The sequence below is a fragment of the Enterobacter sp. 302C9 genome, assembly GCF_034106085.1.
GTDB lineage: Bacteria > Pseudomonadota > Gammaproteobacteria > Enterobacterales > Enterobacteriaceae > Enterobacter > Enterobacter asburiae_B.
The window spans coordinates 167,926-193,126 of record NZ_JAWNBW010000004.1 but is presented as its reverse complement, the minus strand read 5'-3'; the positions used below and the strand labels follow the sequence as shown (position 1 = coordinate 193,126).

Annotated in this window: 21 protein-coding genes and 6 tRNA genes; 15 read left to right on the top strand and 12 right to left on the bottom strand. The window is 54.7% G+C overall.

Annotated features, from left to right (window positions below; all coding sequences use genetic code 11):
• Positions 1 to 9 precede the first annotated feature (9 nt).
• A complete protein-coding gene (gene alaC / locus UR289_RS10750; protein ID WP_320710054.1) occupies positions 10 to 1,248 on the bottom strand; it encodes an alanine transaminase in 1,239 nt (412 codons plus the stop codon).
• 386 nt (positions 1,249 to 1,634) lie between these two features.
• On the opposite strand from alaC, the gene UR289_RS10745 reads away from it, so the two are divergent.
• A complete protein-coding gene (locus UR289_RS10745) occupies positions 1,635 to 3,341 on the top strand; it encodes a sensor histidine kinase (RefSeq protein ID WP_320710052.1) in 1,707 nt (568 codons plus the stop codon).
• 3 nt (positions 3,342 to 3,344) lie between these two features.
• A complete protein-coding gene (locus UR289_RS10740; RefSeq protein ID WP_048977832.1) occupies positions 3,345 to 4,076 on the top strand; it encodes a LytR/AlgR family response regulator transcription factor in 732 nt (243 codons plus the stop codon).
• Between the two features lie 35 nt (positions 4,077 to 4,111).
• Here the strand turns inward: UR289_RS10740 and glk are convergent, their stop codons facing one another.
• The gene (gene glk, locus UR289_RS10735; protein WP_023308713.1) at positions 4,112 to 5,077 is read right to left on the bottom strand and encodes a glucokinase; all 966 of its coding nucleotides are present in this window, start codon (positions 5,075 to 5,077) and stop codon (positions 4,112 to 4,114) included.
• A 205-nt stretch (positions 5,078 to 5,282) separates the two neighbouring features.
• Here glk and UR289_RS10730 point away from each other — a divergent pair, with 205 nt between their 5' ends.
• On the top strand, positions 5,283 to 6,518 hold the full coding sequence (locus UR289_RS10730; protein ID WP_047060687.1) for an ion channel protein: 1,236 nt from the start codon (positions 5,283 to 5,285) through the stop codon (positions 6,516 to 6,518).
• On the opposite strand, the gene ipdC is transcribed toward UR289_RS10730, so the two are convergent.
• The gene (gene ipdC, locus UR289_RS10725; RefSeq protein WP_320710049.1) at positions 6,519 to 8,177 is read right to left on the bottom strand and encodes an indolepyruvate decarboxylase; all 1,659 of its coding nucleotides are present in this window, start codon (positions 8,175 to 8,177) and stop codon (positions 6,519 to 6,521) included. It lies immediately after the preceding gene.
• A 184-nt stretch (positions 8,178 to 8,361) separates the two neighbouring features.
• Here ipdC and mgrA point away from each other — a divergent pair, with 184 nt between their 5' ends.
• Both mgrA and UR289_RS10715 read left to right on the top strand, forming a co-directional pair.
• A complete protein-coding gene (mgrA, locus tag UR289_RS10720) occupies positions 8,362 to 9,360 on the top strand; it encodes an L-glyceraldehyde 3-phosphate reductase (RefSeq protein WP_094935819.1) in 999 nt (332 codons plus the stop codon).
• 127 nt (positions 9,361 to 9,487) lie between these two features.
• Complete coding sequence (locus tag UR289_RS10715; protein ID WP_023308717.1) at positions 9,488 to 9,841, top strand: DUF2502 domain-containing protein; 354 nt, start codon at positions 9,488 to 9,490, stop codon at positions 9,839 to 9,841.
• A gap of 32 nt (positions 9,842 to 9,873) precedes the next feature.
• Here the strand turns inward: UR289_RS10715 and UR289_RS10710 are convergent, their stop codons facing one another.
• Positions 9,874 to 11,112, bottom strand: a complete 1,239-nt coding sequence (locus UR289_RS10710; RefSeq protein WP_033146141.1) for an Nramp family divalent metal transporter — start codon at positions 11,110 to 11,112, stop codon at positions 9,874 to 9,876.
• Positions 11,113 to 11,460: 348 nt separating this feature from the next.
• On the opposite strand from UR289_RS10710, the gene UR289_RS10705 reads away from it, so the two are divergent.
• A complete protein-coding gene (locus UR289_RS10705) occupies positions 11,461 to 12,648 on the top strand; it encodes a NupC/NupG family nucleoside CNT transporter (RefSeq protein WP_008501591.1) in 1,188 nt (395 codons plus the stop codon).
• Positions 12,649 to 12,692: 44 nt separating this feature from the next.
• Here the strand turns inward: UR289_RS10705 and UR289_RS10700 are convergent, their stop codons facing one another.
• The 3 genes from UR289_RS10700 to UR289_RS10690 all read right to left on the bottom strand — a co-directional run bounded on the left by UR289_RS10700 (position 12,693) and on the right by UR289_RS10690 (position 15,291).
• On the bottom strand, positions 12,693 to 14,885 hold the full coding sequence (locus UR289_RS10700) for an EAL domain-containing protein (protein WP_064672928.1): 2,193 nt from the start codon (positions 14,883 to 14,885) through the stop codon (positions 12,693 to 12,695).
• A 213-nt stretch (positions 14,886 to 15,098) separates the two neighbouring features.
• A tRNA-Ala gene (locus tag UR289_RS10695) sits at positions 15,099 to 15,174 on the bottom strand.
• Between the two features lie 41 nt (positions 15,175 to 15,215).
• Positions 15,216 to 15,291, bottom strand: a tRNA-Ala gene (locus UR289_RS10690).
• A gap of 217 nt (positions 15,292 to 15,508) precedes the next feature.
• Here UR289_RS10690 and UR289_RS10685 point away from each other — a divergent pair.
• Together UR289_RS10685 and UR289_RS10680 are read left to right on the top strand one after the other, a co-directional pair.
• Entirely contained in the window at positions 15,509 to 15,871 is a 363-nt protein-coding gene (locus UR289_RS10685; protein ID WP_094934563.1) for a YfeC-like transcriptional regulator, read from the top strand.
• A gap of 1 nt (position 15,872) precedes the next feature.
• Positions 15,873 to 16,256, top strand: a complete 384-nt coding sequence (locus UR289_RS10680) for a YfeC-like transcriptional regulator (protein ID WP_033146144.1) — start codon at positions 15,873 to 15,875, stop codon at positions 16,254 to 16,256.
• A gap of 52 nt (positions 16,257 to 16,308) precedes the next feature.
• Here UR289_RS10680 and gltX read toward each other — a convergent pair whose 3' ends face one another.
• The gene (gltX, locus tag UR289_RS10675; protein ID WP_320710046.1) at positions 16,309 to 17,724 is read right to left on the bottom strand and encodes a glutamate--tRNA ligase; all 1,416 of its coding nucleotides are present in this window, start codon (positions 17,722 to 17,724) and stop codon (positions 16,309 to 16,311) included.
• Positions 17,725 to 17,982: 258 nt separating this feature from the next.
• Here gltX and UR289_RS10670 point away from each other — a divergent pair.
• The 5 genes from UR289_RS10670 to UR289_RS10650 all read left to right on the top strand — a co-directional run bounded on the left by UR289_RS10670 (position 17,983) and on the right by UR289_RS10650 (position 18,887).
• A tRNA-Val gene (locus UR289_RS10670) sits at positions 17,983 to 18,058 on the top strand.
• A gap of 41 nt (positions 18,059 to 18,099) precedes the next feature.
• Positions 18,100 to 18,175: transfer RNA gene (locus UR289_RS10665), tRNA-Val, on the top strand.
• 29 nt (positions 18,176 to 18,204) lie between these two features.
• Positions 18,205 to 18,280: transfer RNA gene (locus UR289_RS10660), tRNA-Val, on the top strand.
• 4 nt (positions 18,281 to 18,284) lie between these two features.
• A tRNA-Lys gene (locus tag UR289_RS10655) sits at positions 18,285 to 18,360 on the top strand.
• Between the two features lie 188 nt (positions 18,361 to 18,548).
• A complete protein-coding gene (locus UR289_RS10650) occupies positions 18,549 to 18,887 on the top strand; it encodes a FlxA-like family protein (protein ID WP_047060695.1) in 339 nt (112 codons plus the stop codon).
• On the opposite strand, the gene UR289_RS10645 is transcribed toward UR289_RS10650, so the two are convergent.
• Positions 18,884 to 19,819 (bottom strand): LysR family transcriptional regulator, encoded by a 936-nt coding sequence (locus UR289_RS10645; protein WP_320710044.1) that lies wholly within the window; start codon positions 19,817 to 19,819, stop codon positions 18,884 to 18,886. The genes UR289_RS10650 and UR289_RS10645 overlap by 4 nt on opposite strands.
• Before the next feature lie 89 nt (positions 19,820 to 19,908).
• Here UR289_RS10645 and UR289_RS10640 point away from each other — a divergent pair, with 89 nt between their 5' ends.
• Positions 19,909 to 20,904, top strand: coding sequence for a bile acid:sodium symporter family protein (locus UR289_RS10640; RefSeq protein ID WP_320710043.1), 996 nt, complete (start codon positions 19,909 to 19,911; stop codon positions 20,902 to 20,904).
• Here the strand turns inward: UR289_RS10640 and UR289_RS10635 are convergent.
• The 3 genes from UR289_RS10635 to zipA form a co-directional block, all read right to left on the bottom strand.
• Positions 20,901 to 21,116, bottom strand: coding sequence for a DUF3820 family protein (locus tag UR289_RS10635; RefSeq protein WP_224979224.1), 216 nt, complete (start codon positions 21,114 to 21,116; stop codon positions 20,901 to 20,903). The genes UR289_RS10640 and UR289_RS10635 overlap by 4 nt on opposite strands.
• Position 21,117: 1 nt before the next feature.
• The gene (gene ligA / locus UR289_RS10630; RefSeq protein ID WP_320710041.1) at positions 21,118 to 23,133 is read right to left on the bottom strand and encodes an NAD-dependent DNA ligase LigA; all 2,016 of its coding nucleotides are present in this window, start codon (positions 23,131 to 23,133) and stop codon (positions 21,118 to 21,120) included.
• 69 nt (positions 23,134 to 23,202) lie between these two features.
• A complete protein-coding gene (gene zipA, locus UR289_RS10625; protein ID WP_224979225.1) occupies positions 23,203 to 24,186 on the bottom strand; it encodes a cell division protein ZipA in 984 nt (327 codons plus the stop codon).
• A gap of 230 nt (positions 24,187 to 24,416) precedes the next feature.
• On the opposite strand from zipA, the gene cysZ reads away from it, so the two are divergent.
• The gene (gene cysZ, locus UR289_RS10620; RefSeq protein ID WP_320710039.1) at positions 24,417 to 25,178 is read left to right on the top strand and encodes a sulfate transporter CysZ; all 762 of its coding nucleotides are present in this window, start codon (positions 24,417 to 24,419) and stop codon (positions 25,176 to 25,178) included.
• Positions 25,179 to 25,201 lie beyond the last annotated feature (23 nt).

The window sequence follows — 25,201 nt, the reverse complement described above, 5'->3', positions numbered from 1 at the left end:
TTTTTTATGTCATGACGACGCGGGATGTTCAGCGACGCTCTTTGAGGTCAGAAGACCGTCGGCCCGGAACATACTCTTGATGCCCCTCACCGCCTGACGAATACGGTCGCTGTTTTCAATCAGGGCAAATCGCACATGGGTGTCGCCATAATCACCAAAGCCAATGCCCGGTGACACACACACCTTCGCATCCTGCAGCAGTTTTTTGGCAAACTCCAGCGATCCCATCGCCGCATACGGCTCCGGAATTTTCGCCCAGACGTACATGGACGCCTTCGGCATTTCCACCATCCAGCCCGCTTCATGCAACCCCTTTACCAGCACGTCGCGGCGGCGCTTATACTGGGCGGCAATCTCGTGAACGCACTGCTGGTCGCCTTCCAGGGCAGCGATAGCCGCGACCTGCAGCGGCGTGAAGGTACCGTAGTCGTGATAACTCTTAATGCGCGCCAGGGCACTCACCAGCGTATTGTTACCCACCATAAAGCCAATACGCCAGCCCGCCATGTTGTAGCTTTTCGACAGGGTAAAGAACTCTACCGCCACATCACGCGCGCCCGGGACCTGCATAATCGACGGGGCTTTCCAGCCGTCATAGACGATATCTGCATAGGCTAAATCGTGAACCACCAGCACGTCATAACGCTTGGCCAGGGCGACAACTTTCTCGAAGAAATCAAGCTCCACGCACTGCGCCGTTGGGTTCGACGGGAAACCGAGGATCATCATCTTAGGTTTCGGATAGCTTTCGCGAATCGCACGTTCCAGTTCGTTAAAGAAATCGACACCTTCCACCAGAGGCACAGAACGGACCTGCGCACCGGCAATCACCGCGCCGTAGATATGGATCGGGTAGCTTGGATTAGGCACCAGCACCGTGTCGCCATGATCCAGCGTGGCCAGCATCAGGTGTGCCAGCCCCTCTTTCGAGCCGATGGTGACAATCGCTTCACTTTCCGGATCGATATCAACCTGATAGCGCTCCTGATACCAGCGCGAGATCGCGCGACGTAACCTGGGAATACCGCGAGAGGTCGAGTAGCCGTGCGTATCCGGGCGCTGGGCAACCGTGCAGAGCTTTTCAACGATATGCGGTGGCGTTGGGCCGTCAGGGTTACCCATGCTGAAATCGATAATATCTTCGCCGCGCCGACGCGCAGCCATTTTCAGTTCAGCAGTGATATTGAAAACATAAGGGGGGAGACGATCGATACGCGTAAAACGGCGTTCAGGACTGAATTCAGCCATAGATTCCTCAGATTAACGTTAGCGCCCGGACCGTCCGAGCGACGCTGCCACCGATGTGGCATGTTTAGAAAATAACCTGAAAAAAATCATGCTGTCGAGAGGGAAATGAAAAAAAAGCGATCGTCTGAAAACCGGAACTCGGCTGCGCCTAAAAGCGGAAGCCCCTGTTTCGGGAACGGCTGTCTGATAGCTGTTATTTAACAGGATGATATCAAACCAGTTACCTGACGATGCGCCGGTAAGTAAAAAACAGGACGCCTCGGTCATCGCCAGATAATCCCCTTTCAAAATTATGGTTTTTCCTCATTTGATAAACCTGACGGATAGCTGGTCAATACGCGCCAGGTTTTTTATCATGGTTCTTTCCCGTTTTCCCAGGTCTACTCGTGCACGAAATATTCACTATGCTGCTGGCGGTTTTTGACCGTGCGGCATTAATGCTGATTTGCCTGTTCTTCCTCATTCGCATTCGCCTGTTTCGCGAGCTGCTGCACAAATCAGCCCACTCGCCAAAAGAGCTGCTGGCCGTTACCGCCATCTTTTCGCTGTTCGCCCTGTTCAGCACCTGGTCCGGCGTGCCGGTAGAGGGTTCGCTGGTTAACGTGCGCATTATCGCCGTCATGTCCGGCGGGATTTTGTTTGGTCCGTGGGTGGGCGTTATCACCGGCCTGATTGCCGGGACGCACCGCTATCTGATTGATATCGGTGGCGTAACGGCGGTGCCGTGCTTTATCACCAGCATTATCGCCGGGGTGCTTTCCGGCTGGATCAGCCGCAAAATCCCGAAAAAACAGCGCTGGCGCGCCGGGATCGTCGCAGGCATGGTGTGCGAAACGCTGACCATGATCCTGGTCGTCGTCTGGGCTCCCACCACCGAGCTGGGGCTGGATATCGTCTCGAAAATCGGTATTCCGATGATCCTGGGCAGCGTGTGCATCGGTTTTATCGTGCTGCTGGTGCAAAGCGTTGAAGGGGAAAAAGAGGCCAGCGCCGCCCGTCAGGCCAAGCTGGCGCTGGATATCGCCAACAAAACGCTGCCGCTTTTCCGCCACGTGAACGCGGAATCGTTGCGTCAGGTCTGCGAGATCATTCGCCATGACATCCACGCTGACGCCGTCGCCATCACCAATATTGATCACGTGCTGGCCTACGTTGGCGTCGGGGAGCACAACTATCGCGACAACGATGACACCATAAGCCCGACCACCAGACAGGCGATTAACTACGGTAAAATCATTATTAAAAACAATGATGAAGCCCACCGAACGCCGGAAATTCACTCGATGCTGGTCATCCCGCTGTGGGAGAAAGGCGTCGTGACGGGCACGCTGAAAATTTATTACTGCCACGCGCATCAGATCACCTCGACGCTGCAGGAGATGGCCATCGGCCTGTCGCAGATAATCTCCACCCAGCTTGAGGTTTCGCGGGCGGAACAGCTGCGCGAGATGGCAAATAAGGCAGAACTGCGCGCGCTGCAGAGTAAAATCAATCCCCATTTCCTGTTTAACGCGCTGAACGCTATCTCCTCGTCCATTCGCCTTAATCCGGACACCGCGCGCCAGCTGATTTTTAACCTGTCGCGCTATCTGCGCTACAACATCGAGCTGAAAGATGACGAGCATATCGACATCAAAAAAGAGCTGTATCAGATCAAGGACTACATCGCTATTGAGCAGGCCCGCTTTGGCGACAAGCTCACGGTCATTTACGATATTGATGAAGAGGTCAACTGCGTGATCCCGAGCCTGCTTATTCAGCCGCTGGTCGAAAACGCGATTGTTCACGGTATTCAGCCCTGTAAAGGCAAAGGCGTCGTCACCATTAGCGTCACCGAAAGCGGCAACCGGGTGCGGATTGCCGTGCGCGATACCGGCCACGGGATTGATCCAAAAGTCATTGAGCGCGTGGAGTCTAACGAGATGCCGGGGAATAAAATCGGTCTGCTGAACGTGCACCACCGGGTCAAGCTGCTTTACGGCGACGGGCTGCATATTCAACGTCTTGAGCCGGGCACCGAAATTGCTTTTTACGTCCCGAATGAGCGCTCTCTCGCGCATACAACGACATCACTGTTGCCCCAGGTGGAGTAACCCATGAAAGTTATCATCGTAGAAGATGAATTCCTGGCTCAGCAGGAGCTCACCTGGCTTATCAAAACCCACAGCCAGATGGAGATTGTGGGCACGTTTGATGATGGTCTGGACGTGCTGAAATTTTTGCAGCATAACCGGGTCGATGCGATTTTCCTGGATATCAATATCCCGTCGCTGGATGGCGTATTGCTGGCGCAAAACATCAATCAGTTTGCCCATAAGCCGTTTATTGTGTTCGTTACCGCCTGGAAAGAGCACGCCGTAGAGGCCTTCGAGCTGGAGGCGTTTGACTATATTCTTAAGCCTTATCAGGAGTCGCGGATTGTCAGCATGCTGCAAAAGCTGGAGGCCGCATGGCAGCAGCAGACCGCTCCCGCTAGCGCCACCCCGACTGTACGGGAAAACGACACCATTAATCTGGTCAAAGACGAGCGCATCATCGTGACGCCGGTTAACGATATCTATTACGCCGAAGCACACGAAAAGATGACGTTTGTCTATACGCGGCGGGAATCGTACGTGATGGCGATGAACATCACCGAGTTTTGCAGCAAGCTGCCGACTGCCCACTTTTTCCGCTGCCACCGGTCGTTTTGCGTGAATTTAAATAAGATCCGCGAGATCGAACCGTGGTTTAACAACACCTACATTTTGCGTCTGAAGGATCTGGATTTTCAGGTGCCGGTAAGCCGCAGCAAGGTGAAAGAGTTTCGTCAGCTGATGCACCTGTAAAGAAAAGGCCCTCTCCCGCGGGAGAGGGCTCTGCATCAGAGGATTTGACCGAGAACCTGACGCAGATGGGCCCCGGAACCCAGCAGCCCCGGGTTGTCATGCACGATCAGATAAACCGGAATGTCCTGCACGTAACTTCTGAAACGCCCTTTATCTTCAAACCCGCCGCGGAAGCCCGAGGCTTTAAAGAAGTCGAGGAAGCGCGGTACAATCCCGCCCGCAATGTAGACCCCACCGAAGGTGCCCAGCGTCAGCGCCAGGTTGCCGCCGAAACGTCCCATGATCACGCAAAACAGCGACAGGGCACGACGACAGTCAATGCAGCTGTCCGCCAGCGCGCGTTCGGTGACGTCTTTCGGCTGCAGGTTTTCCGGCAGACGACCGTCTGATTTCACAATCGCGCGGTACAGATTCACCAGCCCCGGACCTGAAAGGACGCGCTCGGCGGAGACATGGCCGATCTCAGCGCGTAACTCTTCGAGGATAATGCCCTCTTCTTCGCTGTTTGGCGCAAAGTCTACGTGGCCGCCTTCACCCGGCAGGCTCACCCAGCGCTGAGCAACATGCACCAGATGCGAGACGCCGAGGCCGGTACCGGCCCCGTAAACCGCAATCGGCTTGCCTTCGACCGGTTCAGCGCCGCCAAACTGGATCAGATGCTCTGGCTTCAGCATTGGGATCGCCATGGACACCGCGGTGAAATCGTTGATGATTTCAAGATGCGAAAAACCGAGGTTTTTTTTCATCTCGGCGATGGAGAATGCCCAGGTATGGTTGGTCATTGCGACCCAGTCGCCGGTTATCGGGCAGGCAATCGCGATGCAGCCGTCTTCAACGCTCACCTGATGCTCTTCCAGATAGACGCGGACAACGGCCTCAAGGCTTGGATAATCCAGCCCGGAATAGGTTTTCGCCCGGGAAATCTCACCGCTACTAACATCGCACAATGCGAGGCGCGCGTTCGTGCCGCCCACATCACCTACCAAAGCATACTTTGTCATTCTTCTACTGCTCCGCTAAAGTCAAAATAAATCTTTGGGACACTGTAAATTCAAGGCGTGATAACAACAACGGCCATAAGGTGAATGCCCATGGATTATCGATCTTCGTCACAGAATAACTTTACCGTTTCAGCACCTTTTGCACTATTGCCATAAAGCTTAATGTGCAAAGTAACGTAATACCGTTTTGTACAAGGAAATCATCATGCTCCACCCGCGAGCCAGAACCATGCTGTTGCTGGCAATTCCGGCGCTAATTATTGGCGTGGCCTCAAGTCTGGTGCTCATTGTCGTGATGAAAGTCGCGTCGGTGCTGCAAGCCATGTTATGGACAGCGCTTCCGACAAAACTGGGCGTCAATGCTGATTCTCCTGCCTGGATCGTTGTGATGCTGACGTTAACCGGTATTGCGGTAGGCCTGGTGATCCGTTTCAGTCCCGGCCATGCCGGCCCCGATCCGGCGCAGGAACCGCTGATTGGCGCCCCGGTTCCCCCTTCGGCACTGCCCGGACTGCTCATTGCGTTGATTATCGGTCTGGCCGGCGGCGTCAGCCTGGGGCCGGAGCATCCGATTATGGCGGTGAATATTGGCCTGGCGGTTTTCCTCGGTTCACGCATTTTGCCCCGCGTCGGCGCGCTGGACTGGACCATCCTCGCCTCCGCAGGCACCATCGGGGCACTTTTCGGCACGCCTGTCGCTGCCGCACTGATCTTTTCTCAGACGCTCAGCAGCAATAACGACGTCCCGCTGTGGGATAAACTCTTTGCTCCGCTGATGGCAGCAGCCGCTGGCGCGCTGACGACCAGCCTGTTTTTCCATCCCCACTTCTCACTCTCTCTCCCCCACTACGGCCAGATGCAGATAGCCGATATTTTCAGCGGCGCCATCGTCGTCGCGATCGCCATCGCGCTGGGAATGGTAGCGGTATGGTGTCTTCCTCGCCTGCACCGCCTGATGCATAAACTCAAACATCCGGTGTTAGTTCTGGGGGCCGGTGGTTTGATCCTCGGTATTTTAGGGGCAATCGGCGGGACGGTGACGTTGTTCAAAGGTCTGGACGAGATGCAGCAGCTGGCCTTCAGCCAGGTGTTTAGCGTCTCCGACTATCTGCTGTTTGCCGTGATTAAGCTGGCCGCGCTGGTGGTGGCTGCAGCCTGCGGTTTTCGCGGTGGACGCATCTTCCCGGTGGTCTTTGTCGGCGTAGCGCTGGGGCTGATGCTGCACGAACACGTCGATGCGGTGCCTGCGGCCATTACCGTCTCCTGCTCTATTCTGGGGCTGGTTCTGGTGGTCACGCGTGACGCCTGGCTCAGCCTGTTTATGGCGGCGGTAGTGGTACCCGATTCGACGCTTTTCCCCCTGCTCTGTATCGTGATGTTGCCCGCCTGGCTCCTGCTGGCGGGCAAACCGATGATGATGGCCTGGCGAAACGACAAGTAATCAGGCGCTATTGCGCGCTTCCAGCGCTTTAGTAATCGCCCCCAGCAGCGGCGGGATATCGGCTTTCGGCAGCATCACCTCAATTAGCGAGAGCCGCTCGTGGTGCGCCACTTTCTCAAGGACATCCGCCAGCTGCTCCACTTCACTGACCCGCCAGCACTGGGCCTGAGGATCAAGGCTCAGGGCCTGCGGGATTTGCGTCCAGTTCCATAGCGCAATGTCGTTATATCGCTGTTCCGGCCCGTGGATCGCTCTTTCCACCGTGTACCCTTCGTTGTTAAGGACCAGAATAATCGGGTGTTGTTTATCCCGCAGCATAGAGCCAAGCTCCTGGATGGTGAGCTGCGCTGCGCCATCCCCAGTCAGCACAATCACGCGCCGGTTTGGGCAGGCGGTTTGCGCGCCAAACGCTGCGGCCAGGGTGTAGCCGATCGATCCCCACAGCGGCTGGACGATAAAATTCACATCAGCCGGAAGACGAAGGTCGATCGCGCCGAAGGCCGAGGTGCCTTGATCCGCAAGGATGATGTCTCCAGGGCGGATAAACGTCTGCAACGTTTTCCAGAAATTCTCCTGCGTCAGCGAGCCATCCGGCTGCGGATATTCAATCGTGCTTTGAGACGACGGTGCCGGCGCATCGTGCACGTGCTGTTTACACAGCTCTACCAGCGTTTCGATTGCCTGAAGCATGGGGATGCCGGTAAACCAGACGTCACCGACGCGTGAGGCATGAGGCTGAACTTCAATTGTTTGTGACGGGGTTAGCTGATGCGTGAAGCCGGCGGTCAGGGTATCGGTAAATCGCGTCCCGATGCACAGCACCGTGTCTGCCCCTTCAATCGCCTCTTTTACCGCACCGGCGCTCGCCGAACCGCTGTAGGTGCCGTAAAAACCGGCGTGACGCTCGTCAAATATGCCTTTACCCATCAGCATGGTGGCGTGTGCCATCGGCACGTCCTTGACCCACTTCTGTAGGGCATGCTTCAGGCCGTGGCGAAGGACAAGGAAATCGGCCAGCAGCGCAGTACGCTTGCTCATGGCCAGCCTGTTCTCAGCGGCATCCCGGAACGCTTTCAGGCAGGCGCTATCGGCATGCGCGTGTTTGAGAGTGAGAGCGTTTACAGGAGGCGTGGCGGCTTTTTTTGCCACATCCGCAGGCAGCATCAGATAGCCGGGGCGACGCTCCCGGAGCATGGTAGTTAATACCCGGTCAATCTCATAACAGGCGTTTTGTTCGGTCAGGATCGCCTGTGCAACGGTGATCGGTTCGCTCATATGGTAAAAATGACGAAACTCACCGTCGCCCAGCGTATGGTGCAGCAGCTCCCCTCTTTGCTGTGACGCCGTACCCGGCGCGCCCACAATATGCAGTACCGGAACGTGCTCAGCGTAGCTGCCCGCAATGCCATTCATCGCACTTAACTCTCCTACGCCAAATGTCGTCAGCAGCGCGGCAAAGCCCTTACATCGGGCATATCCGTCCGCGGCATAGGAGGCGTTTAACTCGTTGGCACAGCCCACCCAACAGATATCCGGGCTGTCTATCACATGGTCGAGAAACTGCAGGTTATAGTCGCCCGGCACGCCAAACAGATGATCGGCTCCACAATCCGTAAGACGGTCCAGCAGGTAATCGGCGACGCAGTATGGGGTACGCATGAACAGGTATCCTTCTAATGTTGACCTCACCTTGAGTATTAAATAAGCGTGATGACTGTCCAGAATTGGCGATAAGAAGATCATGGAAAGAATGCTTTACAAAAAAGGCTGCGCTATGCTGCTTTTTTTCGCGTTAATGTAAACGCATACACTGATTTTTTCTTCAGCGCCAGAGGTGATGAGAATGGGTTATCAGCCGGACAAAAATCGTTATCGGACAATGGAGTATCGTCGCTGCGGGCAAAGCGGACTCAGGTTGCCCGCCATCTCGCTTGGGCTGTGGCATAACTTTGGCGACACCACGCTTATCGAAAACAGCCGTCAACTTTTACAGCGCGCGTTCGATCTGGGCATTACGCATTTCGACCTTGCCAACAACTATGGCCCGCCGCCGGGATCGGCCGAACGTAATTTCGGCCGTATTTTGCAGGAGGATTTCCTGCCCTGGCGCGACGAGCTGCTCATCTCTACCAAAGCAGGTTATACCATGTGGGATGGCCCTTACGGCGACTGGGGGTCACGCAAATATCTGCTGGCAAGCCTGGATCAGAGCCTGAAGCGCATGGGGCTGGAGTATGTGGATATCTTCTATCATCACCGTCCTGACCCACAAACGCCGCTGCTGGAAACCATGAAAGCGCTTGACCATGCGGTGCGCCAGGGAAAAGCCCTGTATGTCGGGTTATCCAACTACCCTGCGGAGCTGGCCCGCAAGGCGATTGATATCCTTGACGATCTCGGTACGCCCTGCCTGATCCACCAGCCGAAATACTCCCTTTTTGAACGTGCGCCGGAAGAGGGACTGCTAAACGTGCTGCAGGAAAAAGGGGTCGGCTGCATTCCCTTCTCACCGCTGGCCGGTGGACAACTGACCAACCGCTATCTCAACGGCATTCCGGCAGACTCACGCGCGGCAAGCGGCAGTCAGTTCCTGAACCCTGACCAGATCACCGAAGAGAAGCTGGAGAAGGTAAGAAAGCTGAACGCCATTGCGGAAGAGCGCGGTCAGAAGCTGTCCCAGATGGCGCTGGCCTGGGTATTACGCCATGAGAACGTGACGTCAGTGCTGATTGGGGCAAGTAAAACGGCCCAGATTGATGATGCCGTGGGGATGCTGGAAAACCGCCATTTCTCTGCGGAAGAACTTGTCCGTATTGACACGATTCTGAACAGCTCAAAATAGAATCACTTTTAGCAAAAAGTGCTCTCGCTCAGGAATTCGGAGTTGAGGCGATGAAACGAGGCTTTACCAACTCGTAATATTGCGTTAACAGGCCCCACAAGGGCCCCGATCGTGAAGGAGAAAGAGTATGTTCAGGTCACTGATTCTTGCAGCGGTATTACTGGCTTCAGCCCCGCTGATCGCCAATGCGGGCGAAATCACCCTGTTGCCATCAGTAAAATTACAAATTGGCGATCGTGACGACTACGGCAGATACTGGGACGGTGGCTACTGGCGCGACCGTGACTACTGGAACCGTCACTATGAGTGGCGCGGAGACCGCTGGTGGAAACATGATAACGGCAGACACCGCGGCTGGTATAAAGACAACGCGTATGAGCGCGGCTACCGTGAAGGCTGGAACGATCGTGACGACCGTCGCGGCGGCTGGGATCGCGGCGGGAAAGGACGCGGCCACGGTCATGGCCACGGTCACCATTAATACAAAAAGGAGCCTCCCGGCTCCTTTTTCTTTTAGAGCCCCAATGCGGTGCCAATAAGCAGCCACAGGTTTAGTGCCACCACCACCACCACGATGGCCCACCCGGTCCGTTTCACCAGCGTTGAGTTAACCAGTTCGCCCATCAGGGTTTTGTTGCTGGTAAAGATCAGCAGCGGCACCAGCGCCAGCGCGATACCAAAGCTCAGCAGCACCTGGCTCATGACCAGAATTCTCGTAGGATCAAGCCCCATCAGAATCACGATAAATGACGGGAGCATGGTGACGGAGCGACGAACCCACAGCGGAATATGGAAGCGGACAAACCCCTGCATCACCACCTGGCCTGCCAGCGTGCCCACTACCGTAGAAGAGAGACCGGCAGCCACCAGGCTGAGACCAAATATCGTGGCGGCAGCATGGCTCAGTAAGGGCTCCAGCGTGAGATAGGCCTGGTCGAGATCGGCAATACCGGTGTGGCCGTTAAAGTGGAAAGCGGCGGCTGCGGTAGCCATCATCGCCAGATTGACAAACCCCGCGATGGTCATGGCAATCGCCACGTCCCATTTGGTGGCGGAGTAACGCTCTTTGCGCGTTCCACCATGGAGATGCTGGGTCAGCGAGGAGTGCAGGTAAATCACATGCGGCATGATGGTCGCCCCCAATACCCCGGCGGCCAGGAACACCGCTTCCGAGGTTGGCAGGCTTGGTATTGCCATACCTTTACCGAGCTGCACCAGATTCGGCTGTGAGAAAATCAGCTCGACGATATAGGCCGCCGCGACAAACAGAAGCAGACCGCCGATAACCTTCTCCAGCGGCTTTTGACCCCGACGCTGCAGCATCAGGATCAGGAAAGTGGCAATCCCGGTCAGTACCGCCCCCTGCAACAGCGACACGCCCAGAATCAGCTTAAAGCCGATCGCTGCACCGATAAATTCAGCGAGGTCAGTGGCCATGGCGATGATTTCCGCCTGAACCCAGTAGAGCCAGACGGCCGGACGCGGATAATGGTCGCGAATTTGCTCCGCCAGGTTTTTACCCGTGGCAATCCCCAGCTTTGCGGAGAGCATCTGAATCAGCATCGCCATCAGGTTAGCCCAGACGACCACCCACAGCAGCTTATAGCCGAAGCTGGCCCCGGCCTGAATATTGGTCGCAAAGTTACCTGGATCGATATAGCCAATGGCAGCGATGAACGCAGGTCCCATTAATGCGAACCGCAACTTGCGCGCGGCTCTGCCACTGCTACCCTCTACGCGACTGTTTGTCATTTCTGCCTCTGAAATATAGCCTTTGCTATGTTTAATGCTATCAAAATGAGAATGATTATCAAGATCATTTATGCTGTTTACAGTGATTTCTCTGATAGCTTTGAACGATAGACGGGCGGGTAAGTGGGGCGATCTAACAGAAACTAAAATCGCGCGCGCTTTTGTGAAGACTAGCACACAAACTTAACTTTTCACTCATTTACCTAACATAACAAAAATGTATTGTGGATCACTATTTTTGAGACTCGTCACAGGATGTAACTATAGTGTGTCCTCGATCTCGTTTTCTTTTCGCTTGTTACATAGAATGTGCACGAAAATTAAACCTGCCTCATATTTGGAGCAAATATGGACCGCGTCCTTCATTTTGTCCTGGCACTTGTTGTCGTTACTGCACTTGCATTGCTGGTCAGCACAGACCGCAAAAAAATTCGTATCCGTTATGTTGTCCAGCTGCTGGTCATTGAAGTTTTACTTGCGTGGTTCTTCCTGAACTCCAATGTAGGCCTCGGCTTCGTGAAAGGCTTCTCCGAAATGTTCGAAAAACTGCTCGGATTCGCCAATGAAGGGACCAACTTTGTCTTCGGTAAAATGAACGATGAAGGTCTGGCGTTCTTCTTCCTGAAGGTTCTCTGCCCTATCGTCTTCATCTCCGCGCTGATCGGTATTCTGCAGCACATCCGCGTTCTGCCGTTCGTTATTCGTGGAATTGGCTTCCTGTTATCCAAAGTGAACGGCATGGGCAAGCTGGAATCCTTCAACGCCGTCAGTTCCCTGATCCTCGGTCAGTCTGAGAACTTCATCGCGTATAAAGATATTCTCGGCAAAATGTCCCGCAACCGCATGTACACCATGGCGGCAACCGCAATGTCTACCGTTTCCATGTCTATTGTGGGCGCGTATATGACCATGCTGGAGCCAAAGTATGTTGTTGCGGCGCTGGTTCTGAACATGTTCAGCACCTTTATCGTTCTGTCGCTGATCAACCCGTACCGCGTTGACGCAAGCGAAGAGAACATTCAGATGTCAAACCTGCACGAAGGCCAGAGCTTCTTCGAAATGCTGGGTGAGTACATTCTGGCGGGTTTCAAAGTGGCGATTATCGTTGCCGCCATGCTGATCGGCTTCATTGCGCTGATTTCTGCGCTGAACGCCCTGTTCGCCGCGGTGCTGGGTATCTCCTTCCAGGGTATTCTGGGCTACATCTTCTACCCGGTTGCCTGGGTGATGGGTGTTCCGGCTCACGAAGCGCTGCAGGTGGGCAGTATCATGGCAACCAAACTGGTTTCTAACGAATTCGTTGCGATGATGGATCTGCAGAAAATTGCCAGCACGCTTTCTCCGCGCGCGGAAGGCATTCTGTCCGTGTTCCTGGTCTCCTTCGCGAACTTCTCGTCCATCGGGATTATCGCGGGCGCGATTAAAGGTCTGAACGAAGAACAGGGCAACGTGGTTTCTCGCTTTGGCCTGAAGCTGGTTTACGGCTCTACGCTGGTGAGCGTCCTGTCTGCTTCTATCGCGGCACTGGTACTCTAACGTTTAGCGTTAAACAAAAACCGGGAGCCTGGCTCCCGGTTTTTTTATGCCCGCAATTCTTCCAGCGGTTTGGGTTTGCCTATCAGGTAGCCCTGCAGGTAATCCACGCCGAAGCGAAGCAGCATCTCGCGCTGCGCCGGTGTTTCGACGTATTCCGCTACGACGCACAGCGATTTCGTCTTCGCCAGATTACACATCGACTGCACGATCATCGCATCCATATCATCGGTACAAATGTCTTTAATAAAGCAGCCGTCAATTTTAATGATGTCTGCCTGCAGGCGTCTGAGGCGCTCGTAGTTGGCGTAGCCGGTACCAAAATCATCTATAGCAATCCGGAAACCGTAATCCCGCAGTTGCTGAATATTGTGGATGCTGCTGCCTGAATTTGAGAAGGCCTGCTCTTCGGTAATCTCAATCACGACGGACTGAGGCGCAACGCCGTAGCGTTCAAAGAGCGCACAAATCTCGGACGCCACCTCTTTTTGCATCAGCGTAAGCGGCATCAGATTAACGGAGAAACGAGCGCCAGCCTGCGTTGAAGGGTGATCGCGCAGCCACAGCAGTAATTTCTCCATGACGCACATATCAAACCGGTGGCTGAGGTTGAACTGGGCAATCAACGGAATAAAGCGGTCAGGAGTGAAGATCTCGCCCTCGCTCTCCATACGCGCCAGAATTTCGTAGTAGCCGCTCCCGTCCGCCTTCTGGATCGGTTGCGCGTATAAATGGAACTGGCCCGCCTCCAGAGCATGCTTAATCCGCGCCAGCATCAGGACTCGCTCTGTCGTTTGCCCTGATGCCGCCTCGAGGCTATTCGTGAGCGCAAGCACGTTGTTTGCTGCTCCGCAGGATTGCTCGGCCAGCCAGCTCAGCTGCCCCAGCGTGTGGTGCAGTTTTTCGCCGTTTTCGACCATTCCCCAGGACGCACCGAATTCAATATCCAGCCCGGTGTTGTTCCAAAAAATCTTACGGCTGTTCAGTCGATCAACCATATGCTGGAGGCGCTCAGCGGTTCCCGGGCCCAGTAATACCAGCACAAGCTCGCTTCCGGGAAGCTGGAAGAGCGTCTCATCTTTTTGCAGGAGAGGCTGCAGCGACGTGGCGATCGTACGTTTGCAATGGACCCGCATCAGGATCCCATAATGGCGGCTCAAAAATTCCAGGTTATCCATACGCAGAATGCTCACTTTTGCATCCGGGTGAATCTCAAGATAATCCTCCAGCGCACGAATATTGGGCAATCCGGTCAGCGGATCGGTGAGCGCCCTCCCCTGCCAGCCCCGCTTAAGCCACTCGCTGCGCTGATAAATGCGCGACATGTAAAGCAGACAGATCGCGAATGAGATAAGCACGGACAGAATAAAAGAGAGCGAATGGCCCGATTCCACCCCGTTAAGGAAGTTGTAGTTGTAGGTCAACAGCAGGAGCGCAGATACAGCCCACAGCAGAGAAATCAACGCATAGGTCAGTCGGCTTATCGCTAAGGTAAAAAGAATAAAAATCAGCGGCATCAAATAGCCCGCAATGACGGGAGATTCAAAAGGACCACATAAAATGACGAGAATGAAACTTAATAGCACCAGCCAGGCAAAAATATATAATGAATTCTTGTGAAAAAACACGGGCTTCACGCTTCGTCGCCAGAAACTTATTGCATAACGAGGATTAATTATCATTCTTAACGGGTAATAGAACATCATGGTAAAAATCAATGCCGCACATATCAGGCTTTGTATATCCACAACGTTATAAATTACCGTCCCTTCGCCGAAAAAGGTCGAAATTGTCACCGGAAAATCAAACAAATAGCCCGCCAAATACATCGACAGCTTAATCCCTATTGGCACCATAAAACCGAGCCAGAATATCCGCAATCCGATGTGCTTGTTAGGGATGGAGTAGCGCCAACGCTTACCCAGCATGATGCGCAGAAGGCCGCACGCCGCGAACAACGCAAAGGTCTGACAGAACAGTAATACTGAATATTGTAGCGGTGCTAAATTTACATAGAATAAATTAGTGACAGTAAAACCTAACAAAATGGGAAGAATAGCCCTGCGCCCAAATAGCAGAATTACCGCCAGCATTACGCTTAAAGGTAACCATGCTAAATAAACGTCGTGACCATTAACAATTGCGCGGGGAGAGAGATAACGGGAGACAGGTACCGCAATCAGGCATAAAGCCAGAGCAATCATAAATATCTTTACATTATTGTAAGTTTTTCTATTCATTAACCTGGGCGTTATTTTCCGAGAGAATTATTGACCGGATGGATAATAGGTTTATTAATTGCGCGAATCAAGTTCAAGTCTATTTTTAGACTGGTTTATTGATGTCGATTGAGGTGAGGTACGGGAATACCTTCTTTTTGATAACAAAATACGGTGGCGGGTGTTACAAACACATAAAAAAAACCCTCGTCTTTTGACGAGGGTTTACAATTTTGGTGGAGCTAAGCGGGATCGAACCGCTGACCTCTTGCATGCCATGCAAGCGCTCTCCCAGCTGAGCTATAGCCCCACATGTGACTTTACTGACCGCACTCTGTTGGGTTCAGAGTTTGGTGGAGCTAAGCGGGATCGAACCGCTGACCTCTTGCATGCCATGCAAGCGCTCTCCCAGCTGAGCTATAGCCCCATCGTAAAGCTGTCATGTTGACGGGCGGCATAATATGAATTCCGCCGCGGAGTGTCAACGGCAAAATCAATCCCAGCCATTCAATCGCCGAAAAATCATGCAAATGAATCACTTTGCGAGCCTGCTCGCAGTCAGGAGTTAAGCCTGTCACGTTTTCACGTAAAACGGTGCTATAAAATGAGCCGTTAATTAACCCCACTGATATTCAGGAAATTGCATGATCAAGGAACGAATGACGCCAGAAGAGTTAGCCCTCCTCACTGGCTATAGCCGCCAGACCATCAATAAATGGGTACGCAAAGAGGGTTGGATTACATCACCAAAACCAGGCGTCCAGGGCGGGAAAGCTCGCCTGGTACATGTGAACGAAAAAGTCCGTGACTTTATCCGCAGCGCACGTCGGGCAACTGAAACGTCCGAACTGCCAGAAGGCATCAGTCATGATAGTTCGCTTCACACGCTGCTCCTGACGCTGGCCAATGAAATGACGCCGGAAGAGCAGAAGCAGATGACATCGCTGTTAATGCGGGAAGGGATTACCGGATTGTTGCAACGTTTAGGGATTCGCGATCAGAACTGATATGAAAAAATTACGTAGCAAAATGACCACGGAAGAGCTGGCGGAGAGTTTGGGCGTTGCCAGACAAACGGTTAATCGCTGGATACGCCAGCAGGGATGGAAAACCGAAGGCCTCAACGGCGTGAAGGGGGGTCGCGCACGGCTCATTCATATTGATGCGCGCGTGAAGGAACATATTATGAGCCTTCCGGCGATCCGTAACCGTCAGGCGGTTTACCATCTCGCTGAGGTCACCGCTTCATACAGTGAACCCTCTTCAAACCTGTCTCCGGGCATTATTGAGACGCTGGAGAGTATGACTCAGCCAGAGCAGAGGCGTCTGGACGCCTTATTGAAACGCGAAGGCATACACGGCTTTCTGACGCGGCTCGGTCTCACGGAATAGAAGGCATAAAAAAAACGGCAGGGTAACCTGCCGTTTTTTATCTGAGGCCTAATTACTGCTGATTTTCACGTTCAGCGATAAAGTCCAGCGCCTTGTTAATACGCGCTACGCTGCGTGACTTGCCGATGGCGTGAACCGTCACATCCAGTGCCGGAGACTGACCCGCCCCGGTCACCGCAACGCGCAATGGCATGCCGACTTTACCCATACCGACTTCCAGCTCGTCTGCCGTCGCCTGAATGGCGTGATGCACATTCTCAGCGGTCCACTCGGTAAGGGCCACCAGCTTGTCGCGCACCACTTCCAGCGGCTGACGCGCAACCGGACGGAGGTGTTTCTTCGCGGCGTCCGCGTCGAACTCTTCAAACTCTTCATAGAAGTAGCGGCAGCTTTCGGCAATCTCTTTCAGCGTTTTGCAGCGCTCGCCGAGGAGTTTCACCAGGTCCGCCAGCTCAGGGCCAGTGCGGGTATCAATATTTGCCTGCTCAATATGCCACTGCAGATACGTCGCCACATATTCTGGCTGCATGGTGTTGATGTAGTGATGGTTCAGCCACAGGAGCTTGTCGGTATTAAAGGCGCTCGCTGATTTGCTTACAGAGCTCAGAGAGAACAGTTCGATCATCTCTTCGCGACTGAAGATCTCCTGGTCACCGTGGGCCCAGCCCAGACGCACCAGATAGTTCAGCAGTGCTTCAGGCAGATAACCGTCGTCGCGATACTGCATAACGCTTACCGCACCGTGACGTTTAGACAGTTTTTTCCCGTCATCGCCGTTGATCATGGAGACGTGCGCATAAACTGGCACAGGGGCGTTCAGCGCCTTCAGGATGTTGATCTGACGTGGCGTATTGTTGATATGGTCTTCACCACGGACAACGTGGGTAATTTCCATATCCCAGTCGTCAACCACAACGCAGAAGTTGTAGGTTGGAGAACCGTCGGTACGACGGATGATCAGATCGTCCAGCTCCTGGTTGCTGAATTCAATTGGGCCACGGATCTGGTCGTCAAAGATCACCGAGCCCTCTTGCGGGTTAGCAAAACGCACCACGCAAGGCTCATCTGCAGCATGCTCGCTATGGTCGTGGCGGCAGCGGCCGTCATAACGCGGCTTTTCACCGTTCGCCATCTGCGCTTCACGCAGTTCATCCAGACGCTCTTTAGAGCAGTAGCACTTATACGCCGTGCCCGCGACCAGCATCTCATCAATGACAGCGTTATAGCGGTCAAAGCGTTTGGTCTGGAAGTAAGGACCTTCATCCCATTCCAGATTCAGCCAGTTCATCCCATCCATAATGGCTTCAATTGCTTCCGGCGTGGAGCGCTCAAGATCGGTGTCTTCAATACGCAGCACGAACTCACCTTTGTTGTGGCGTGCGAAAAGCCAGGAATAGAGAGCGGTACGTGCACCACCGACGTGCAGATAGCCTGTCGGGCTCGGCGCGAAGCGAGTTTTGATTTTCATGAAATGGCCTTACGTTATAAAGATGCCGGCAATCGGCAAATCCTGGGGAAAAAACGATGGGCAATATTCTATCACTGTGGGGGGATTCCTCAATGTTGATCCCTTTATCGTGACCGAGTTTGCGATTTTTGTTTAGAAATCATGCGTCATTGCCCGTTTCGCGATCGTTTTGTTTAATTTTACGACGAACGAATAAAAACTTTAGAAAATGCGTTGACTCATTTTCAACTCTCCCTATAATGCGACTCCACACAGCGGGGGTGATTAGCTCAGTTGGTAGAGCATCTCCTTTACACGGAGGGGGTCGGCGGTTCGAGCCCGTCATCACCCACCATCTACTTCGGTAGACCCGCAGTGTAGATAAGAATTGAGATTGGGCGATTAGCTCAGTTGGTAGAGCATCTCCTTTACACGGAGGGGGTCGGCGGTTCGAGCCCGTCATCGCCCACCATTCTCACCTTATCGCAGCAGTTCCGAAATGGGCGATTAGCTCAGTTGGTAGAGCATCTCCTTTACACGGAGGGGGTCGGCGGTTCGAGCCCGTCATCGCCCACCATTTCGGGTCGTTAGCTCAGTTGGTAGAGCAGTTGACTTTTAATCAATTGGTCGCAGGTTCGAATCCTGCACGACCCACCAATGTAGAAAGGCGCCCTAAAGGCGCCTTTTTGCTATCTGCAGTTTGTCTACTTCCGCCTTCCAGTACACTTTCACCGCATCATCAATACTGATTGTGTATCAATGTAACTCCCTGCCAGATATGGCAGTTTTGCTCAAGCTAATCCCGTTGGTGCCGATACCTCTGTTTTATAACGCGAGGAAAAAGTATGACGACCATTCAGGCTTCAACCCAACAGATTCAAACCAGCGGCGCGAGTGGAACTTCGAGCAGTAACGATATTGCTGCGCAAATCACCCGCATTCTCGACAAGATCAAAAAGCTGACTCAGCAGTTAAAAGAGCTGGCAAACAGTCCCGTCAGCACCGATGAGAAGAAAAAGCAGCAGGAACTTATTCAGACCCAGCTCAAAGTGCTGCAGGCACAGCTCGCCGCGCTGCAGCGCCAGCAGGCAGAAGAGGCCCAAAAGAAGCAGGATCAAAAGCTGGGCAAAGTGGAAGGTGTGAATACCCCTTCAGACAATAATCAGATTGATATTTACATCTAATCTTCTGATGCGTTAAACAGTGGGTCGCGTATGCGGGCTTCGGTTAATCGTTGTGCCTGGATACGCACCACTTCCCAGATAGCCTGCGCCGCCCCTGAGAGTGAGCGATTTTTTCGCCGCACCAGCATCAGCTTTCGCTCAACAACGGGCGTTAATCGCTTGACGGCCAGCCGGCTTCCCTGCGGCAGGGGAAGCGCCAGGGCGGGCAACACGCTGATGCCAATGCCGGCTTCCACCATGGGAAACAGCGTCGCCGGGTGACCAATCTCCTGCACGATCGTTGCCTTTACACCCTGATTCACCAGCGCGGAATCAATCAGCGGACGACTGCCCGAGGCATAATCCTGTAAAACCAGGTTCGCGCCCGTCAGAGACTGCCAGCTGATTTCCGGCAACGTGGCCAGCGGGTCGTCGTCACGGCAGAGCAACAAAAAGGGCTCGGAAAGTACGCTTTCGCACGCCAGATCGCTAGCCTGGCCAGGATCGATAACGATACCAAAATCCACATCACCCTGACGGATGCTCTCCAGCACCCACTGCTGCGGCCTGTCATGCAGGACAAAATCAATGTCCGGGTAGCGATGACTTCCCTCGGCAATACAATGCGGGATAAGGTGTGCAGAGATTGTCTGACTGGCCGCGACGCGCACGGTCCCCGAAAGCTGCTGCCCCAGCCTCCCCACGTCTCTGAGCGTGCTGTTCAGCTCATCCAGCAATCGTTCAAGACGCAGGGCGAGCTGCTGCCCTGCTTCGGTCAGCACCACTTCACGGGTTGTGCGGTCAAGCAACTTCACCCCGGACTGATTCTCAAGCTCTTTCACGCTGTGGCTGACCGCCGACTGGCTCAGGCCAATCATCTCCCCTGCCCGGCTAAAGCTGCGGGCGTGAGCGACGGTGACGAAAATACGAAGCTGGCGTAAGGAGTAATTCATCTATTTCATTCATGAATGGATGCAATAAATCAATTTTATTTCTCAAATGGAAAAAAGCACAATAGCGACATCTGTTTTCAGGAGTCATTATGAAACTATTTCGTATTGTTGATCCGTTTACGCTCACCCTGGTGGTTACCGTTTTACTGGCCTCGTTCTTCCCCGCCCGCGGGGGCTTCGTCCCGTTTTTTGAAGGGCTGACGACGGCCGCCATCGCGCTGCTGTTCTTTATGCACGGCGCAAAGCTCTCGCGCGAAGCGATTATTGCCGGCGGTAGCCACTGGCGTCTGCACCTCTGGGTGATGTGCAGCACGTTCATTCTGTTCCCAATCCTCGGGGTGCTGTTTGCCTGGTGGGCGCCGGTTAACGTCGACCCGGCGCTCTACACCGGTTTCCTGTATCTCTGTATTCTGCCGGCTACCGTGCAGTCCGCCATTGCCTTTACCTCTCTCGCCGGAGGAAACGTTGCGGCCGCGGTTTGCTCGGCATCGGCATCCAGCCTGTTAGGGATTTTCGTTTCCCCGCTGCTGGTGGGCCTGCTGATGAACATGCACGGCGCGGAAGGCAATCTCGAGCAGGTTGGAAAAATCTGCCTGCAGCTGCTGCTGCCGTTTGTCCTGGGGCATCTATCCCGTCCATGGACCGGGGCGTTCGTGGCAAAGCACAAGAAATGGATCTCAAAAACCGACCAGTCGTCGATTCTGCTGGTGGTCTATTCCGCCTTCAGCGAAGCGGTTGTGAACGGGATCTGGCATAAGGTGGGCGCAGGCTCGCTGCTGTTTATCGTGGTGGTCAGCCTCGTTCTGCTGGCGATTGTGATTGCGGTAAACGTCTTTGTGGCACGCAGGTGCGGCTTCAGCAAAGCGGATGAAATCACCATTGTCTTCTGCGGTTCCAAAAAGAGCCTGGCGAACGGTATCCCGATGGCCAATATTCTGTTCCCGACCTCGGTGATTGGGATGATGGTGCTGCCGCTGATGATTTTCCACCAGATCCAGCTGATGGTCTGCGCGGTGCTGGCGCGTCGCTACAAGCGCCAGACCGAAAAGCTGGCGCAGGAAGATACCCGCGCCGCGAAGGCTTAAGGACGTTTCAGGGGCTGAACCAGCGGGGTCAGCCCCTCAGTTTTGATCAGTAACGTGATAGCCATCAGCTCGCCCAGCCGCCCTGCCGGGAATTCATCCTTACGGGCAAACCACAGCAGATACTCCTCCGGCAAATCAATCAGCCTGCGGCCCTTGTATTTACCGAACGGCATCTCCGTATTGGCTATTTCAACGAGCTGTTCTTTCTCCACGTTACTCTCCTAACAGACGCATCATTTCCGCTTCATCGATAACCGCAATGCCGAGCTCCTGGGCTTTTGCCAGCTTCGAACCCGCCGCTTCCCCGGCGATCACCAGGTCGGTTTTCTTCGACACGCTGCCCGCCACTTTGGCCCCCAGCGCCACCAGGCGCGCTTTCGCATCGTCGCGTGAAAGCTGGCTCAGGCTGCCGGTCAGGACTACCGTTTTACCGGCGAACGGGCTGTCGATCTCTTCGGCGTTAACCACCACCGGCGCGGGCCACCTGATGCCCTCTTCCAGCAGCTTGCCGATAACTTCACGGTTGCTCTCTTCGGCGAAGAAGTTAAAGACGTGCGTGGCGACCACAATGCCAACGTCAGGGACTTTCTGCAGCTCGTCGATGCTTGCCTTTTCCAGCGCCTCCAGCGTACCAAAGTACGCCGCCAGGCCCGCTGCCGTCGCCTCACCCACTTCACGAATGCCCAGCGCGTACAGGAAGCGGGCAAAGGTCGTCTCTTTGGCGGCTTCCAGCGCGTTAACCACATTCTGGGCTGACTTTGGCCCCATGCGATCCAGACCGGTCAGTTTACCTGCCGTCAGCCTGAAGAGATCCGCTGGCGTATGGACATACTCTTTCTCAACCAGCTGATCGATAATCTTGTCGCCCATGCCGTCGACGTCCATCGCCCGACGGGAGACGAAGTGCTTCAGCGATTCTTTACGCTGCGCACCACAGATTAACCCCCCCGTACAGCGCGCCACCGCTTCACCTTCCACACGCTCAACGTCGGAGCCGCACACCGGGCAGTGGGTCGGGAAGACGATCTCGCGCGTATCGGCAGGACGTTCTGACTCCACGACGTTAACCACCTGCGGGATAACGTCGCCCGCGCGGCGAATCACCACTTTGTCACCAATGCGCAGGCCGAGGCGTTCGATTTCATCGGCGTTATGCAGCGTAGCGTTACTCACCAGCACGCCCGCAACCTGAACGGGCTCCAGACGGGCGACCGGGGTAATCGCCCCCGTACGGCCAACCTGGAACTCCACGTCGCGAACGACGGTCATCTGCTCCTGAGCAGGGAACTTAAACGCCACCGCCCAGCGCGGCGCGCGCGCCACAAAGCCCAGCTGCTCCTGCTGCGCCAGTGAATTCACCTTGATGACAACGCCATCAATATCAAACCCGAGCGTCGGACGGTCCTCTTCCACCTTGTGGTAGAACGCCAGCACCGCTTCCGGCGAGTCGCAGAGCTGAACGCGGTTGCTCACCGGCAGGCCCCACGCTTTAAACTGCAGCAGGCGTCCGAGGTGCGTATCCGGCAGCTCGCCGCCCTCCAGAATACCGACGCCGTAGCAGAAGAAAGTAAGCGGTCGCTTCGCGGTAATACGCGGGTCAAGCTGGCGCAGAGAGCCTGCCGCCGCATTACGCGGGTTAGCAAACACCTTCCCGCCGGTGCGACGCGCCTCATCGTTAATTTTCTCGAAGCCCGCCTGGGGCAGGAACACCTCGCCGCGCACTTCCAGACGCGCGGGAATGTTGTCACCCTGCAGCTTCAGCGGGATCGCGCGGATGGTACGCACGTTGGTGGTGATGTCTTCGCCCGTCGTACCGTCGCCACGCGTTGCGGCACGCACCAGCACACCGTTTTCATAGAGAAGACTGACCGCCAGGCCATCCAGCTTGAGCTCGCAGCACCAGGTGAGGGAGTCGCTGCTTTTCAGGCGATCCTGCACGCGCTTGTTAAACGCGAGGAAGCTCTCTTCATCAAATACGTTATCCAGCGACAGCATCGGCACCTCATGGCGCACCTGGCTGAAAGCGCCCAGCGGCTCAGCGCCGACGCGCTGGGTGGGGGAATCCGGCGTGATAAGCTCCGGATGCTGCGCCTCTAATTCGCGCAGTTCGCGCATCAGGCGGTCATATTCGGCATCCGGGACTTCCGGCGCGTCCATAACATGATAGAGGTATTCATGATGGCGAAGCGTGGTTCGCAGTTCAGTGAGTTGTTGTTCGATTGAGTCCATATCGCACCATCAATGAGAAAAAACCCCCGACAGGCGGGGGTTGAGGAGGAGTTGAAGTAAACGCGACGATTACGCGTTAGCTTCCTTAACTTCGCGGATGCGGTCCTGATACTCGCGCAGCTTCTGCGGGGTCATCATTCGACGCTGATCGTCGAGCACCACGCCGCCGACTTCGTCAGCGATGTGCTGAGCGGACTGCAGCATCAGCTTAAAGTTTTGCAGTTCGTCGCCGTAAGAAGGCACCTGCATAAAGATAGTGACGCCCGGGGTCACGAAATCACCGGTCATTTCCGGATCAAAGGTGCCAGGGTTAACCATATTGGCCAGGCTGAACAGCGCCGGGCCGCTACCGTCAGGGCTCAGGTGACGATGGAAAATGTTCATATCGCCAAACTTGAATCCTGCCTGTTGAATACTGTTGAGCAGCACGTCACCGTTAAGATGGCTGCCGTGATGCGCGGCCACGTTCATGATGATCACCGCTTCTTTACGCTGCGGTTTTTCAACAACCGGCTCTGGTTCTACAACGGGCTCAGGCTCAACGTGTGGAGCCGGAGCAGGCTGAGGCGCAGGCTGTACGTGAACAGGCTGCTGCGGTTGTTGTACCGGCTGAGCAGGCTGTTGCTGCACGGGCTGCTGCAACGGTTGCTGTTGAACCGGCTGTGGCGCAGCAGGCTGCTGATAGACAGGCTGTTGCGGCGGCTGGCGCACCGGTTCTTCCACAGGCTGCGGCGCTGGCTGGCGCGGCTGTGCAGAAGCATACGGCGGTTGATACTGGTGCTGCGAAGGACGAGGCGCTTCATGCTCCCCATGGCCTGCGCCGGGCGCAGTATTGACCCGATGAACACGAACTTCACCCACGCCGTCGTCATCGCTGCCGTCGATGTCATCTTCACTGTCATCGTCGTCACGACTGGACTTCATGCGCTTCAGTGGGCGATCGCGAAACATCGAGGAACGCTCTTTACGGCTGGTCCAGAAACCATGTACCAGTAAAGCGATTATGGCGATCGCGCCAACAATGATTAATATCAGACGCAAATCCTGCATCATTATATTCTCTGTTGTTCTAACACCTTGCCACCACGGCAAACATTTACTCACTAAGAGTATTTGCCGTTTACGTCAAGTGCAAGTGTGTGCAGAGCATTCACAGCATAAAGATGAAGGAAATCGTGCTTTTTGCTGGTTTTTCGAACATTTCCGAACTGGTCATTGCTCCGTAAGTGGATAATATAGGCGGGCAATTCCACTGGTTGTGTAAAAAGGAGTACAGCCTGGCTATGGTTTCAACATCTTCTTCTCCCCCGCGAAGCGGCGTCTGGTATTTTTCTCAGGGCTGGAAACTGGTCTCCCTGCCGGGGATTCGACGCTTCGTGATTCTGCCGTTGTTGATCAACATTATTCTGATGGGCGGCGCGTTCTGGTGGCTATTCACAAAGCTGGAGAGCTGGATCCCGTCGCTGATGAGTTACGTTCCGGACTGGCTGCAGTGGCTTAACTACCTGCTCTGGCCGGTGGCGGTGATCTCTGTGCTGCTGGTGTTTGGGTACTTCTTTTCGACAATTGCCAACTGGATAGCCGCACCGTTTAACGGTCTGCTGGCGGAACAGCTGGAAGCGCGGCTTACCGGTGCGACGCCACCGGACACGGGCGTGCTGGGGATCATGAAAGACCTGCCACGCATCATGAAGCGCGAGTGGCAGAAGTTTGCCTGGTACCTGCCCCGCGCGGTCGTGCTGCTTACCCTCTATTTTGTGCCAGGCATTGGCCAGACGGTGGCGCCGGTGCTGTGGTTCCTGTTCAGCGCCTGGATGCTGGCCATCCAGTACTGCGACTATCCGTTCGATAACCACAAGGTGCCGTTTAAAGAGATGCGCACTGCCCTGCGAAGCCAGAAGGTCGCCAACATGCAGTTTGGCGCGCTGACCAGCCTGTTCACCATGATTCCCTTCCTGAATCTGTTCATCATGCCCGTCGCCGTCTGCGGCGCGACGGCGATGTGGGTCGACTGCTACCGTGCTAAGCACGCGTTATGGAAATAATGCAAAAATGTGTAAAGCAGGGG

Bases quoted from the DNA above. Each gene is read 5' to 3' on its own strand.
- alaC (WP_320710054.1), bottom strand. From the start codon at position 1,248: ATGGCTGAATTCAGTCCTGAACGCCGTTTTACGCGTATCGATCGTCTC.
- UR289_RS10680 (WP_033146144.1), top strand. From the start codon at position 15,873: ATGAAAAAATTACGTAGCAAAATGACCACGGAAGAGCTGGCGGAGAGT.
- UR289_RS10645 (WP_320710044.1), bottom strand. From the start codon at position 19,819: ATGAATTACTCCTTACGCCAGCTTCGTATTTTCGTCACCGTCGCTCAC.
- UR289_RS10650 (WP_047060695.1), top strand. From the start codon at position 18,549: ATGACGACCATTCAGGCTTCAACCCAACAGATTCAAACCAGCGGCGCG.
- gltX (WP_320710046.1), bottom strand. From the start codon at position 17,724: ATGAAAATCAAAACTCGCTTCGCGCCGAGCCCGACAGGCTATCTGCAC.
- ligA (WP_320710041.1), bottom strand. From the start codon at position 23,133: ATGGACTCAATCGAACAACAACTCACTGAACTGCGAACCACGCTTCGC.
- zipA (WP_224979225.1), bottom strand. From the start codon at position 24,186: ATGATGCAGGATTTGCGTCTGATATTAATCATTGTTGGCGCGATCGCC.
- glk (WP_023308713.1), bottom strand. From the start codon at position 5,077: ATGACAAAGTATGCTTTGGTAGGTGATGTGGGCGGCACGAACGCGCGC.
- ipdC (WP_320710049.1), bottom strand. From the start codon at position 8,177: ATGCGTACCCCATACTGCGTCGCCGATTACCTGCTGGACCGTCTTACG.
- UR289_RS10705 (WP_008501591.1), top strand. From the start codon at position 11,461: ATGGACCGCGTCCTTCATTTTGTCCTGGCACTTGTTGTCGTTACTGCA.
- UR289_RS10715 (WP_023308717.1), top strand. From the start codon at position 9,488: ATGTTCAGGTCACTGATTCTTGCAGCGGTATTACTGGCTTCAGCCCCG.
- UR289_RS10740 (WP_048977832.1), top strand. From the start codon at position 3,345: ATGAAAGTTATCATCGTAGAAGATGAATTCCTGGCTCAGCAGGAGCTC.
- UR289_RS10730 (WP_047060687.1), top strand. From the start codon at position 5,283: ATGCTCCACCCGCGAGCCAGAACCATGCTGTTGCTGGCAATTCCGGCG.
- UR289_RS10710 (WP_033146141.1), bottom strand. From the start codon at position 11,112: ATGACAAACAGTCGCGTAGAGGGTAGCAGTGGCAGAGCCGCGCGCAAG.
- mgrA (WP_094935819.1), top strand. From the start codon at position 8,362: ATGGGTTATCAGCCGGACAAAAATCGTTATCGGACAATGGAGTATCGT.
- UR289_RS10640 (WP_320710043.1), top strand. From the start codon at position 19,909: ATGAAACTATTTCGTATTGTTGATCCGTTTACGCTCACCCTGGTGGTT.
- UR289_RS10685 (WP_094934563.1), top strand. From the start codon at position 15,509: ATGATCAAGGAACGAATGACGCCAGAAGAGTTAGCCCTCCTCACTGGC.
- UR289_RS10700 (WP_064672928.1), bottom strand. From the start codon at position 14,885: ATGAATAGAAAAACTTACAATAATGTAAAGATATTTATGATTGCTCTG.
- cysZ (WP_320710039.1), top strand. From the start codon at position 24,417: ATGGTTTCAACATCTTCTTCTCCCCCGCGAAGCGGCGTCTGGTATTTT.